Annotated in this window: 12 protein-coding genes and 1 pseudogene; 6 read left to right on the forward strand and 7 right to left on the reverse strand. The window is 31.4% G+C overall.

All coding sequences use genetic code 11. From position 1 onward, the window contains the following. The first annotated feature begins 7 nt into the window (after nt 1-7). Both FT986_RS10745 and FT986_RS10750 read left to right on the forward strand, forming a co-directional pair. Entirely contained in the window at nt 8-559 is a 552-nt protein-coding gene (locus tag FT986_RS10745) for a response regulator (protein WP_147865052.1), read from the forward strand. Continuing rightward, entirely contained in the window at nt 552-1,112 is a 561-nt protein-coding gene (locus FT986_RS10750; RefSeq protein WP_147865053.1) for a biliverdin-producing heme oxygenase, read from the forward strand. Before FT986_RS10745 ends, FT986_RS10750 begins: the two co-directional genes overlap by 8 nt. 25 nt (nt 1,113-1,137) lie before the next feature. Here FT986_RS10750 and FT986_RS10755 read toward each other — a convergent pair whose 3' ends face one another. After that, nucleotides 1,138-1,290 carry a YqaE/Pmp3 family membrane protein gene (locus tag FT986_RS10755; protein ID WP_147865054.1) on the reverse strand — a complete coding sequence of 51 codons (153 nt, stop codon included), beginning with the start codon at nt 1,288-1,290 and terminating at the stop codon, nt 1,138-1,140. Nucleotides 1,291-1,425: 135 nt separating this feature from the next. Between FT986_RS10755 and FT986_RS10760 the strand changes: the two genes are divergently transcribed. Then, nucleotides 1,426-2,919: a S10 family peptidase gene (locus tag FT986_RS10760; protein ID WP_147865055.1), complete on the forward strand. Its 1,494-nt coding sequence runs from the start codon at nt 1,426-1,428 to the stop codon at nt 2,917-2,919. Here the strand turns inward: FT986_RS10760 and FT986_RS10765 are convergent. From FT986_RS10765 to FT986_RS16180, 4 genes and pseudogenes are all read right to left on the reverse strand, one after another. Continuing rightward, complete coding sequence (locus FT986_RS10765) at nt 2,916-3,536, reverse strand: response regulator (RefSeq protein ID WP_147865056.1); 621 nt, start codon at nt 3,534-3,536, stop codon at nt 2,916-2,918. The two genes, FT986_RS10760 and FT986_RS10765, sit on opposite strands and share 4 nt — an antisense overlap. Next, the gene (locus FT986_RS10770; RefSeq protein WP_147865057.1) at nt 3,536-6,592 is read right to left on the reverse strand and encodes a two-component regulator propeller domain-containing protein; all 3,057 of its coding nucleotides are present in this window, start codon (nt 6,590-6,592) and stop codon (nt 3,536-3,538) included. Before FT986_RS10770 ends, FT986_RS10765 begins: the two co-directional genes overlap by 1 nt. A 66-nt stretch (nt 6,593-6,658) precedes the next feature. Continuing rightward, a pseudogene (locus FT986_RS16175) lies at nt 6,659-7,606 on the reverse strand (phytoene desaturase family protein); the annotation flags it as partial. A 24-nt stretch (nt 7,607-7,630) separates the two neighbouring features. Next, nucleotides 7,631-8,314 (reverse strand): NAD(P)/FAD-dependent oxidoreductase, encoded by a 684-nt coding sequence (locus FT986_RS16180; RefSeq protein ID WP_255505947.1) that lies wholly within the window; start codon nt 8,312-8,314, stop codon nt 7,631-7,633. Nucleotides 8,315-8,390: 76 nt separating this feature from the next. Here FT986_RS16180 and FT986_RS10780 point away from each other — a divergent pair, with 76 nt between their 5' ends. The 3 genes from FT986_RS10780 to yidC all read left to right on the forward strand — a co-directional run bounded on the left by FT986_RS10780 (nt 8,391) and on the right by yidC (nt 12,344). Next, nucleotides 8,391-8,630, forward strand: a complete 240-nt coding sequence (locus FT986_RS10780) for a DUF3820 family protein (protein ID WP_111541581.1) — start codon at nt 8,391-8,393, stop codon at nt 8,628-8,630. Nucleotides 8,631-8,737: 107 nt separating this feature from the next. After that, the gene (locus FT986_RS10785) at nt 8,738-10,357 is read left to right on the forward strand and encodes a CTP synthase (protein ID WP_147865058.1); all 1,620 of its coding nucleotides are present in this window, start codon (nt 8,738-8,740) and stop codon (nt 10,355-10,357) included. Nucleotides 10,358-10,505: 148 nt separating this feature from the next. Continuing rightward, nucleotides 10,506-12,344, forward strand: coding sequence for a membrane protein insertase YidC (yidC, locus tag FT986_RS10790; protein WP_147865059.1), 1,839 nt, complete (start codon nt 10,506-10,508; stop codon nt 12,342-12,344). A 57-nt stretch (nt 12,345-12,401) separates the two neighbouring features. Here yidC and FT986_RS10795 read toward each other — a convergent pair whose 3' ends face one another. Together FT986_RS10795 and FT986_RS10800 are read right to left on the reverse strand one after the other, a co-directional pair. Continuing rightward, nucleotides 12,402-12,761, reverse strand: coding sequence for a hypothetical protein (locus FT986_RS10795; protein WP_147865060.1), 360 nt, complete (start codon nt 12,759-12,761; stop codon nt 12,402-12,404). A gap of 169 nt (nt 12,762-12,930) precedes the next feature. Then, nucleotides 12,931-14,322 carry a fasciclin domain-containing protein gene (locus FT986_RS10800; protein ID WP_147865061.1) on the reverse strand — a complete coding sequence of 464 codons (1,392 nt, stop codon included), beginning with the start codon at nt 14,320-14,322 and terminating at the stop codon, nt 12,931-12,933. Nucleotides 14,323-14,368 lie beyond the last annotated feature (46 nt).

Raw genomic sequence — 14,368 nt, forward strand, 5'->3', positions numbered from 1 at the left:
TTAATTTATGATCAATACAAAGCTTAGAATTCTCTTAGTAGAGGATGAAAAAACAGATGCCGAACTCATCACCTTTCAACTAAAAAAAATTGTTGAAAATTTTGAAATAAAAGTTGTAGATAACATAGAAGACGCTACACATGCTCTTCATAATTACATCCCAGATGTTGTCCTTTCTGACTATAATTTACCAACCTGTACGGGTTTAGATGTATTAACTACCACTCAAGATATCGATGCTAATATTCCGCTTATTTTTATAACAGGAACCATTAATGATGAAGAATTAGCAGCTAATACTATTCTTGCTGGTGCTTCGGGTTATATACTTAAAAAGCACATGAATATTCTTTCAGAAAAATTAGAACCTCTTTTAAAAAGGGTAATTTTTGAAATGATCGAAAAAGAGGATTTAAGAGAAAAAGTAAGGAAAAATAAAATTGCTGTCAATCAAATCTACAGTTACTTAGATCATATGAAATATGACAATGAAGAACAAAGAAAAAGTATTTTTGAAATTAGAAAAAAAATTAATAAAATAGATTTAAATAATGATTGATAAATTAAGAGAAGCCACTAAAGAACTCCATGAAAATATAGAAAAAAAGAATTTAGCTTATCTTATTATAAATCATAAAATAGAAATTGATGAATACAAGTTGCTTTTACTTCAAAATTATGTTGCTTACGCAATTACTGAACGGCAAATAAGCAACTATGTTGATATTAAAAAACCTCTTAAAAGCGAACTGCTATTAGAAGATCTTTCTGCATTAAACATCAATGAAGATGTAATTCAAAGAAATATATTAAAGTTTGAAAATCTATTTACTTTAAATAATACAATCGAATCATTAGGAGCTAAATATGTGGTCGATGGTTCTGCTCTTGGCGGTGTGTTTATTGCTAAAAATATTCCTTTATGCAAAAACTTGGAAGAGTTACCTAAACCTATTTTTTTTAGTGGTGATAGAGATCAAGTTAAGCAATGGAATTCCTTTAGTAAAACCCTAAAGAAAGACTACAGCCTTGAAGAAGAGAGCTTAGCCATTAATAAAGCTAAAGAAACTTTCATCTTCTTTGGTAAAATTTTCTCTGAAGTCTCTCTTTAGAGTTTGTAAATTATTTTACCTAGACCTAGTTATTTACATAAAATGCATGAATAACACCAGGTAGCCAACCTACAACCGTTAAAAGAACACTAATCAAAAAAGTTGTTCCTAAGCCGTGTTTTAAAAATACAGCTAACGGTGGTAATAAAATATTTAAAATAATTGTTAGTAATGACATAATTAATTGGTTTTTAGTTTATGCCAAATTAATAATTATTAATTTCCCTTTCGTTAATAATATACCAATTTACGTTCTTTTAACTATTGAAAATTGAGTATTTTTAATTCTTTCATTTATCAAATAAAAATTAACATGGTTGCAAAAAAGCTACTTTTTCTTTTCATTTTTTTTTCTTGTTTTACACATGCACAAGAAATTAAAGTACCTATAGATACTACTATTACTACAAAACACTTAGCAACCATTAACGGTGCAAAAATAAATTATACCGCAACTACAGGAATGCAACCCGTTTGGAATAATGAGAATAAAGCCATCGCTACTCTACATTATACTTACTATAAAAAACAAGAAAAAAAAGATGATGCTAATAACCAGAGACCTCTTTTAATTTCTTTTAATGGCGGACCTGGATCTGCTTCTGCCTGGATGCATATTGCTTACACCGGACCAAAAGTTCTAAATTTAAGTGAAGAAGGTTATCCTGTACAACCTTATGGCTTGAAAGATAACCCCTACTCTATTTTAAATGTTGCCGATATTGTATATATTAATCCTGTAAATACAGGTTACTCTAGAACTTTAAAAGTGGATGACAAAGAACCCAATAGAGATTTATTTTTCGGGATAAATGCAGATATTAAATACTTGGCGAGCTGGTTAGATAACTTTGTTAGCAGAAACAATCTCTGGCTTTCGCCGAAATACCTAATTGGAGAAAGCTATGGCGGAACTCGTGTTTCTGGACTTGCTTTAGCTTTGCAAGAGCAACAATGGATGTATCTTAACGGAGTAATATTAGTTTCGCCAGCCGATTATCTTACTTTCGATTCTGATACGGCCTTGTCATCATCTTTATTTTTACCTTATTATTCAGCAGCAGCTTGGTATCATAAAGCCTTATCTTCAAATTTTCAATCAAAAGAGCTTGAGCTTATTTTACCAGAAATAGAAGAGTATGCGTTAGATGTCTTACTTCCTGCTTTAGCTAAAGGCTCTATGCTTTCTACTTCCGATAAGGAAAAAATTGCTACACAGATGGCAAGCTACACCGGTATTTCTAAAAAAGTGATTCTTCAACATAATTTAGATCTTCCTTCTATAGTTTTTTGGAAAGAACTTTTAAGAGAAAAATCTGGCCATACGATTGGTAGACTAGATTCTCGTTATTTAGGTATTGATAGAAAGTTAGCAGGAAATAGTCCAGATTACAGTCCCGAGCTAGCGTCTTGGCTGCATTCTTTTACGCCTGCTATTAATTATTATATGCGAGAGCATCTTAACTTTAAAACCGATTTAAAGTACAATATGTTTGGTTCTGTTCATCCTTGGGATAATCGTGGAAATAACACTAGAGAACAATTACGAAAAGCAATGGCAGAAAACCCGTATCTAAATGTACTTTTCCAAACAGGGTATTATGATGGCGCTACCACTTATTTTCATTCTAAGTATACGATGAGTCAGATAGATCCTAGCGGACAGTTAACAGATAGAATTCAGTTTAAAACTTATCATAGTGGACATATGATGTATGTCCGTCAAGCGGATTTAAAAACTGCTAATGATGATATTAGAGAATTCCTCCAACAAACCAATCAGCAAAACAAAACCGTGAAGTATTAATAAACCTTATATAGTTTTGATGAAAAAGTGAATTTTACCAGTTCTGCAATGGTATGAAAACCTAATTTTTCTTTAATATTTTTCTTGTGTTTTTCTATCGTATGATAAGACACACAAAGGGCTTCTGCTATTTCTTTACTGGTTTTTCCCGTAGCTAAAGTTACGAGTACCTCTTTTTCTCTAGTGGTAAGATTTTCTATTTTCTTTGTGTTTTCTATATCTTCCTTTTCACCTGCAATTGTATTTTTATAGTTTAAAAGTGCTAATTGTATAGTCACTTTTAATTGATCTTCTTGAAACGGCTTTAATAGATAAGCAAAAGGCATGGTTTCTTTAGCACGTTCTAAAAAAGACTCCTCTTTATAAGCTGTCAAATAAATTACAGGAACTATTTTTATCTCTTTAAGTTCTTTTACAATCTCAATACCATCTTTGTCACACTGCAAATTAATATCAGAAATGATTAATTGATAGTCGTTAAATTGAAATAACTCTAATGCCTTGACTGGAGTTTTGGCAATATCTACTATATATTTTGCTTCTTTTTGCAATAAAAGCTGAATATCTTTTGCTATTAGAAATTCATCTTCTATAAATAAAATACGTTCTGTCATCATTAATTATAAGGGATATTAATTGAAACTTCAACTCCGTTTAAAGAGCTTATGCTAAATGTACCATTTAGTTGCTCTATCATTTCTTCTACAATTTCAAGTCCTAAAGAAGAGGAGCTTCTATTTTCATTAGAAATACCAACTCCGTTATCTTTTACTTGTAGTTTAATTTTTTCATTTTCGATTTGACAAACAATAACCACATTGTTTTCAGCTCTGTAACCTGGAAAAGCATATTTGTAAATATTAGTAATCAATTCATTTAATATAAGTCCTATTAAAATACTATTTACTTTTATAGGCTGTGTATTTTTCTCTAATCTATAAGTTATGGTAAACTTCCTCTCAGATTTATCACCTAATAAGTTTAAGATTTTTTCAGTAAATATTTTAATGAAATCCGGTAAGATAAGCTCATCTTGTTTTTGGGATAATAAATCTTGAATTATTGAAATAGAGGAAATTCTATTCTTCGCTACCATTAAAATTTGTCTAGCTTCATCATTTGTAATACTGTTCGCTTGAATATTTAAAAAACTAGAAACTATTTGAAGATTATTCTTTACTCGATGATCTAATTCTTTCATCAAGAATTGAATATTATTATTTTTTTCTTCCAAACTGGCAAAAGACAGTTTTAGTTTTTCATTAGTTTCTTTTAAACTTTGGGTTCTTTCAACCACCTTATTTTCGAGTATTAATTTATCTTTTTTTAGTTTTTTTGTTTTTAAGTAGTAGAACAAAATTAAGAGCAAAATGATAATTAAAATAGCTAATATCTTAAACCAAATACTTTGATACCAAGGAGGAACTATAGTTATTTTAATCTCATCACAGCTATCGCTCCACTTTCCTACATCATTGGTAGACGTGACATAAAAAGTATATTCTCCTGGTGGTAAGTTGGTATAAGTTGTACTTTTTTCTTGAGTGACACTTCGCCAATCTTTATCAAACCCTTCTAAAATATATTTATAATTTATTTTCTCTGGATTAAGATAATTAAGACTAGTATAATGAAGTGTTAGCACATTCTCTTTACTTTTAAAATATAAGTGATTTGCATAAAGTTCATTTCTTTCTATAGGTACATTAAATAAATCTATTTGATGAATATAGACTTCTGGTAAATGTGGATTCTCTTTAATTTGCTCAGGCTTAAAAATATTTATGCCTCGCATGCCGCCAAAATAAAAATTACCATTTTCATCTTTATAACCAGCTTTACCATTAAACTCATTGTTTTGTAGACCATCTTTTTCGGTAAAATTTTTAAAGTTTTCTGTTTCCTGATTAAAAACCGAAACCCCATGATTGCTACCCATCCATAGCTGATTGGCTTCATCAACCATCAAGCTGTAAATAAAATCATTCGGCAAACCTTTTTGCTTTCCGTAGTGAGCAACAGACTTTTCACCGTTTTCAATTTTTGAAATTCCTGCAGCTGTCCCTACCCAAATATTTTGATTTTTATCTTCTGTAATAGCGAAAATTCGGTCATTGATTAACTTTTTTGTATCATCCTCATCATTTGAAAAAATAGAGATTAATTTCTCTTCTTTCATTTTAAAAAGGCCTTCATCACTTCCTATCCATAGATAACCTTGAGAATCCTGATAAGCAATCCGAGCTCGATGTAATGGTTTCTTGTTAATTTGTAGAGGTTTAAACTCTTCATTTTTAAGATCAAATTCATTAATACCACCCGTCCAAGTACAAACCCATAACGTATTTTCATCTATAGGAATAATTTCAATAACATCATTATTTGAAATTGACGAAGAGTTGTTAGCATCGTGGAGAAACCGCTTAAAAGAATCATCTTTCTCATTATATTTTAATAGACCCGTATTAAAACCTCCAACCCAAAGATTCTTATTTTTATCTTTTCTAATTGTATAAATAAGGCTCTCTTTGGCTTCATCATATAATTTAAACTCTTGTGATAAATCTTTATATTTCACAATACCTAGTTCAGTTCCTATCCATAAATCATCGTCATCTGCTAAAAATTGAAATGAACTTATATTTTCGTGGTGTGGATATTCCTTGAGTTTAATTTTTAAGGTGTGGAATTTTCTTTGAAATTTATTATGATAAATAACTCCTTCTCCCTCTGTACCAATCCATAGGTTTCCTTTTTTATCTCCAACAATATCGTTGATACCTACATTTCCATAGATTTTTTTGGTGTCAGATTTTAAAATTTGTTTTTGTAACTTTTTAAGTTCTAAATCATAACTATAAAGTCCAGTTTCAGTTCCTATTAAGAGCTGAGTCGTAGAAAATAGATAAAAGCACCTTACTTCTGGTAAAGCAATATGTTCAAGTAGTTTTCCCGAATCAATAATAGATATACCTCTATGATTCCCTACAAATATTTGATCCTTGATAAAAAGTAAGCTTTCTACATCATTCTCTTGAAAAAGAGCGTATGCTTTTAATTTTTTATTTTTAAGATTAAATTGAAGCAATCCACTTTCTGAAGTACCTAACAAAAAATTTTCCTCATCTAAACTTAATACAGAATTTATAAAATTTTCCTTCTTTTTTTTGGGTAAGTTAAATACTTGTGTCTCTTTTGTAATCACATCATAAATCACAAAATTATTATTTAAGCTAAAAAGTACAGACCTTCTATTTAGTAGAAAAACGTCATAGGCTATCTTTTCATTTAATTTTTTTTTCGAAAAGGAAATAGAAAAATAATTGTTTTGGGATAATTGATAACCTAAAATTCCTTCAGAATTAGAAGCAATAAATAAAGTATCTTTTAAGGCTAATAAGCCTCTAATATGGTCATCTTGTAAGGAATTGTTCTTATTAGGATTGTGTACATTTGGGGTAAACGTATATCCATCAAATTTATGTAAACCATCCTCGGTTCCTACCCATAAAAAACCTAAACTATCTCTTACTATCGCCTTAGAATTAAGTTGAAGTAAACCTTTATCTTGCCCTAAATAATTTACGTGTAACGTATCACTTTCTACTAATTCCTGGGATGAAACATAGAAAATTTTGAGAAGTAAGAATATAAAAAATAGCTTTTTGCTCACCTATTTACACAATATAAACCTTTAAAAAAGGACAATAATATTAAAATTAGATTATAAGATAGGGAGTTAAATTATTATATCCCCGCTTTCACGGAACTTTTTCTGTTTTTGTACTATTTTTCTTTTTACATCCTGTGGCCATTGAGTATCATCTTCTGCTTCTAAAATTCTGAGTTTTTGATCTGCTTTAACCTGAAGTAATTCTTCTGGACGCTCTCCCAATATTTTAGCAGCCGTAGCTACTCCACTATGTGCTGCTCCTGCAACTCCATGAGACATTATGCTCGCACCAGTTAAATAGAGATTCTTAAAGGGGGATTGAGGTTTAAAAGCAAACGGACCTATTTGCTTTAAGGTTTTTTCTATACCGTAAATATTCCCCCGTGTAGAATTGATATAATATTCATTGGTCAATGGGGTCCCTAAATCAATATGAACCATGTGATTTGTAATACCCGGAAATTCTTTTTCTAAAGAAACCATAAATAAATCACATAACTGTTTTTTGAAGTTTTGGTAATCTTCATTTCGATTTTTTCCTAAATGCTCATAAGGTTTAAACTGTTCATAGTCTATTAAGGTGACTACTTCAAAATTGTGATGTTTCCCATCAAAACTAGTAGGATCTTTTAAAGTAGTGCAACTAATAAACATCGCAGGTAATTCTTTTAATTCTAATAAAGGGGTGTTTATTATTCCGCTTAAAGCGTTATCAATATTTACTTCAGTAAAACGCCAAATATTTCCACTATGCATTCCGTGTTTTGTCATATCTATATCTACAGTTAAGAATAGGATAAGTGAAGTGAGCGAATAAGTAGTTTTAGCTAATTTTTTTTGAAGTTTTTTGTTTAAATTTTCTTTTCCTATAAGCCTTTGGAATGTAGTATGTGGATCGGCATTGCTAATAATATTTTCTGCAAAAAGTTGTTTTGCATTTTCTAATTCTACGCCTATCGCTTTATTTTGCTGAAGCAGAATTTTCTTTACTCCGCTTCTAGTTCTTATTTCCGCTCCTAAAGCCCTAAGTCGATTAGTCTATGCTTTTACTAAAGCTCCTCCTCCTCCCATAGGATAATATGCCCCATTTTTATAATGTCCCATCAAAGCGCAATGAAAAGGAAATGGAACTTTACTCGGCGGAAGCGCATGGTCCCCACATTGCACCGAAATAATATTACGGAGAATGGGATCTTTAATAAACTTTTTAAGAACTTTTTCTAAGCTAAACAAACCGTATTTACCCATTTCTTTAGTCCGAAAAGGAATAAGTACATGATTCCAAAAACCTTTAAGTTTAGGAATCATCATAATTTGACTATTTACTTTATCAATAAGGTCTATTACTTTTACGATTCCTTTTTCCTCCTCAGGAAATTGAGCTATTAGTTTTATTTTTAATTTCTCATAGCTATCAGGAAAATCGAATTTATAATCTCCTAAATGACAACGTTCATAGACATCGGGATGCATTTTAAAGAAAGTAAGATCATTGGCAATACCTAAATTTTTATATAAATCGCTAGTAGATTCTCCTTCCCCAAGTAAACCTATATAATGTAGCCCCGGACTGTGTCGCTGCCCGTTCACATAAAAGCTATGGCACCAACCTCCTGGAATATCGTGTTTTTCCAAAACCAAAACTTTTTTTCCTCGCTCTGCCAAACAAATCGCACTGGTTAAACCTCCTGCTCCAGAACCTATTACAATAACATCGTACACCTTATAATTTTTGGGAAAGATACACTGATATTTTTTTTAGAAAAAAGTAAATTATGTTTTCCTACATTTGCCCCATATGATTCCCGGACTAGAACCTAAAGACCTCATTAAGCTAGCTTATGCCAAAATGTATTTTGGTAAGTATAAGAATTGGTACCTATCTGATATCCCTGAGCCTTATTACACCTGGTTTTCTCAAAAAGGATTTCCAGAAAATAGTCTTGGCAAGCAACTTAAAGCAGTACACGAATTAAAAATAAACGGTCTAGAAGTCTTGTTAAAAGATATCCGTAAGAAATACCCAAAACCTTTGTAATCATAACGATGACAAAATGTTTGTCAAATTCTATTTTTCTCTCCTATAAACGAGATTAAATTTGTACTTTTGCGCTCCGTATAGACAATATTTAAACAACCCAAAAAATGGCACAAACTAAGTACATTTTTGTAACTGGTGGTGTTTCTTCGTCTCTAGGGAAAGGAATTATCGCAGCTTCACTCGCAAAACTTTTACAAGCACGTGGTTATAGAACCACGATTCAAAAATTAGATCCTTATATTAACGTAGATCCGGGTACTTTAAACCCATACGAGCATGGGGAATGTTTTGTAACTGAAGATGGAGCAGAAACTGACTTAGATTTAGGTCATTATGAACGTTTTCTAAATGTAAATACTTCACAAGCCAATAACGTTACTACAGGACGTATTTACCAAAGTGTGATCGAAAAAGAACGCCGCGGTGAGTTTTTGGGTAAAACTGTACAAGTTGTTCCTCATATTACTAATGAAATCAAGGAAAGAATTCAGATTTTAGGTAAAAGTGGCGATTACGATATTGTACTTACAGAAATTGGTGGTACCGTTGGTGATATAGAGTCACTCCCTTACATAGAAGCTGTTCGCCAATTAAAATGGGATTTAGGAGAACACAATTCTTTGGTAATACACCTTACTTTAATTCCGTATTTATCGGCTGCAAAAGAATTAAAGACCAAACCTACTCAGCATAGTGTAAAGACTTTAATGGAAAGTGGTATTAATGCTGATATTTTAGTTTGTAGAACAGAGCACGAGTTAAGTGATGATCTTAGACGAAAATTAGCACAATTTTGTAACGTTAAGCAAGAAGCTGTAATTCAATCTATTGATGCCTCAACTATTTACGACGTTCCTAATTTAATGTTAGAAGAAGGCTTAGATACTATTACGCTAAAAAAATTAGACCTTGCCGACGATACTCAGCCAGATTTAACACAGTGGAACCAGTTTATACAACGTCATAAAAACCCTACTGCAGAAATTACAATTGGCCTTATAGGTAAATATGTAGAGTTACAAGATTCTTACAAATCTATTCTAGAATCTTTTATTCACGCTGGAGCGGAAAATGAGGTAAAAGTAAATATTAAAAGTATACACTCAGAATTTTTAGATGTAGACCATAAAAATTCTATCATTAGCAGCCTTGACGGAATTTTAGTGGCGCCAGGTTTTGGAGAGAGAGGAATTGAAGGTAAAATTGAAGCCGTTCGCTATGCTAGAGAAAACAACCTTCCTTTTTTTGGAATATGTTTAGGAATGCAAATGGCGGTCATAGAATATTCTCGAAATGTCTTAAATCTTAAAGACGCTAACAGTACAGAAATGGATGACACCACAAAAAATCCTGTCATCGATATTATGGAAAGTCAGAAAAACATTACTCAAATGGGAGGAACCATGCGCTTAGGAGCTTGGGATTGTGAGCTTAAAGCAGGCACTCTTATTGAGAAAGTATATGGTAAAGCTCAAATAAGTGAAAGACATCGTCATCGTTACGAATATAACAACGAATATAAAGAACAATTAGAAGCTGCTGGATTAGTAAGCTCTGGTATTAACCCTCAAACAGGATTAGTAGAAGTGGTAGAACTTAAAGACCACCCTTGGTTTATTGGGGTACAATATCATCCAGAATATAAAAGTACGGTAGCTACTCCACACCCTCTATTTATTGATTTTGTGAAAGCTGCCAAAGTTTTTTCAGAAAAAAGAAAATAATGCCATCTTGTCTTATTTAAAATAAGTGGTTCTTTTTTTGAAATAATTTTTAACGATTTAATGCGTGTTTTAAATGAAATTTAAGAGTTTTGCACGCTTATTTAAAGATACTCAAGTTGTTTGAAAACTTGATCATTGAAACATTCTTATGGATAATAAAAAATTTGACCTTAATTCCCTTATCGGATTTTTCTTAATTGGAGCAGTCTTACTATGGATGCTTTATTACAACCAAGACGAATCTACACAAGTAGAAGAAGTAGGCACACCAGAAAAACAGGAAAGTGTTGAACAGACTACTCCTAAAAATGAGCTTACCACAAACTCACCTACTGCAGATTCATTAAGCATTGCTAAAGCACAAGAAAAACTTGGTGTATTTAGCTATTCTTCTACCCTTCCTTCTGCTAAAGAAAACGTAACTACTTTAGAGAACGATGTATTAGAATTAAAAATAAGTAATAAAGGGGGACAAATTGTAGAAGCTAAACTTAAAAACTTTAAAACCTACGATTCTTTACCTATCTATATTGTTAAGGATGGTAATGCTTCCTTCAATTTAAACTTCACCACTCAAGATAACCGTTCTATAGCTACTCAAGATATGTATTTTGAGCCTAGCCTTTCAAAAGATGGTTCTTCTTTATCGATGAAATTAAAAGTCTCTCAAAATGAGTATTTAGAATACTATTATGAGTTAAAGCCAGAAGATTATATGTTTGACTTTGCCATTCGTTCTAATGGATTGTCCAATGTCATTAACAAAGATAATATTCAGCTTGACTGGAAATTAAAAGCATACCGCCACGCAAAAAGTATTTCTTACGAGAATAGATACACAGAAATTCTTTGGGAGTATGAAGGTGATAAAGATGATTACACTGGACAAGGAGATAACGATGACGCTGAAGATGAAGAAATCTCTTGGATAGCTTTTAAACAGCACTTCTTCAACTCTATTTTATTAACTGATGCACCTTTTGAAAGAGCTAAATTTGTTTCTAAAAATTTAGTTCAAGATGAAGAAGTAGATACTGTTTTCACTAAAGAGTTTTCAGCTTCTGTTCCTTTACAGCTAAAAGGTGGTGAGTTTAATGAAACCATGGACTTTTATTATGGCCCAACCGATTATAAAATATTAAATGAATACGACCGTAATTTAGATGAAGTAGTTCCTTTAGGATGGGGGATTTTTGGATGGATTAATCAGTTTTTAATCATTCCATTTTTTAACCTCCTTAGCGGATTTTTACCAGCTGGAATTGCTATTATTTTCTTAACTATTTCAGTTAAATTACTGCTTTCTCCTGTACAATACAAGCAGTACGTTTCTCAAGCAAAAATGAAGGTTTTAAGACCTGAAATTAATGAGTTGAATGAAAAGTACAAGGACAATGCAATGAAAAAGCAGCAAGAAACTATGAAGCTGTATAGCAAAGCTGGAGCTAGCCCTATGAGTGGATGTTTACCTGCTTTAATGCAAATTCCCGTGTTTTATGCTTTATTCAATTTCTTTCCTAGTGCTTTTGATATTAGACAAAAAAGCTTCTTATGGGCAGATGATTTATCGAGTTATGATGTAGTTGCAGAACTACCCTTTACTATTCCGTTTTATGGAGACCACGTAAGTTTATTCCCTATCCTTGCTTCTATCGCTATTTTCATTTATATGATGATGACTACAGGGCAAAATATGCAACAGACACAGCCTGGGATGCCAAACATGAAATTTATCATGTACTTATCTCCATTATTTATGTTGATTTTCTTCAATAATTACGCAAGTGGATTATCGTTGTATTATTTAACTTCTAACTTAATTACAATAGGAATTATGTTGGTCATTAAAAACTTCATTATTGATGAAGATAAGATACATGCTAAGATTCAAGAGAATAAAAAGAAACCTAAGAAGCAAAATAAGTTTTCTAGAAAAATGCAGGAAATGATGGAACAAGCCGAGCAGCAAAAAAAGGCTAAAAAATAATCACATCACCTAAATCATTGATACAAAAAAGCTCTTGAAAATTTTCAAGAGCTTTTTTTATTTAATTTTTTTCCAAGAGTATTTTCCTAAGAACTTATAAAATCTAACTTTCCAACTAATGAGCTTCTCCTTTTCAGCATTATAAGAGCATATTCTGCATTTTTTAGATGTCTTTTCAACTTCATAGCCTCCATATTGAGTTGCACGTAATTCTGACTCTTTTATACTATAAAAATTATTGGAGCCACATCGCGGACAATTTTCAAGTTCAAATTTCGCATTATGATTAGTTAGTTTAGCAAGGTGTATATCAGATAAACTTCTTTTATTTAATTCAGATTGTATTTTTTGTTTTGAATAAGGCATAAATTCTTTGTACCGGAATTTTAAAAAGAAGGCTAGTTCTTTATCGGTCATCTTCTTTAAAAAATCTTCTACTCTCTCTTTTCAAAATTTATTTTAGGCTATGCTGTAAAGAAGTCGCAAATTAATAAGTGATTTCTTAATGATTTTATTTAGAACTTTAATTTCTTATCCTATATAATCCCCATATTTTTCTGTAAATTTCATATTGAAAAATTCAGAGCTACGGCAGTAACAGAGTATCAATTTTATGTAAAAGTCCATTTTTGGCTTGAACATCTACTCTTACCGAATTAGACTGACGCAGTTGCACATCTGTTAAAGTAAAAGTACTGTCGGTTTTTATCACTTGAATTTGACTTTCTAAGGTATTTACATTCGAAGGTAAAGATTCTAATGTATAAGCATTATTAGTAACGATATGATTATTAAGTATAGAGGTTAAGGTTGCAGTATCAATATCTTCTAATGTAGCATTTTGATTTGGGAAAAGCTCTAACAAAGCACTTTCAAAAGCTGTATCTATGGGAGCAAAAATTGTAAACGGGCTTTCAGTTCCGTCGTTACTCATTAGTCGGTTTATATAATTTTCTGGGAGTTGATCATCGCGTGTTAAGGCAGTCTGAAAAGTAAATAAATCCACATCAGCGTTAACAAAAGTATACAAATTAGGAACTTCTAATACTTTATCTAAAACGTGAATTACTCCATTTGTCCCTACAATATCTTGTTCTATAATATTGCTAGTTCCATTTAATAATAATCCCAAGGTTAAATTAAAATAAGTATCTATATGATTACTATTACTGGCTACTGCCCTATTCTTAAAATATCCAGTTTGAAGAAAATCTGTTGTAAAAAAACCTTCCATAAGGTGATTTTTTAAAAAATTCACTTTTTCTGAAGTAGTAAAATTTTGATTCGCCAAAAAGGGATCTAAATCGATGTCTATAGGAACAAAAATAGTTTTGTCATCTTCAGTCTGAATTTCTGACAGTAAATCCTCAGCTTCCAATTCTTCATAATAACTAAGAAGTCGACTATCAATTTGCATTAAATCGGTTACACTTGGCGGGTTAAGAACTTTATCAATTCCGTGTAAAACGCCATTATCTACATCTATATTAGGAAAAACTATACGGGTTTGTGCATTAAAAATTAAGTCTTTTTCACTATCTACAAACAAATCTAAATTATAACTAACCGAATCATTCAATACTTTTTTAGCGTTTGTTTTTAAATAACCTGTAGTAAAGTTTTCTGCATTGTTTGGTGTTTGCAAAAGATGATAGTCAACTAGCCTTTGAGCTTCTTCATCTGATAATGCTTCTAAGCCAGAAATACCTAGGTCAGAAAAATAAATATTCATAGCCTCATTATCGGGTGCGAAAAAGGTATAAGTACCTGAATTCCCATCTAAAGTACCTTTATAGCCAGCTTTGACAACCGTTTGAGCTATAATAGAATACTCATTGTTTTTTTGCAAGTAATTTATAATAGAGTTGTTTCCTTCTATTACATTACCATTATCATCATCGTCTTGACAAGAAAAAAGAACACAGGCAAACAATAATACTGGCAGTATTTTTGTTAATTTTGATATAGAATAATTCATTTAGGATTTACATTTAAAATTATGCCCAATATACAAAAACCATCAT

Origin of the sequence: Mesonia sp. K4-1 (genome assembly GCF_008017825.1) — a bacterium.
Classification (GTDB): Bacteria; Bacteroidota; Bacteroidia; order Flavobacteriales; family Flavobacteriaceae; genus Mesonia.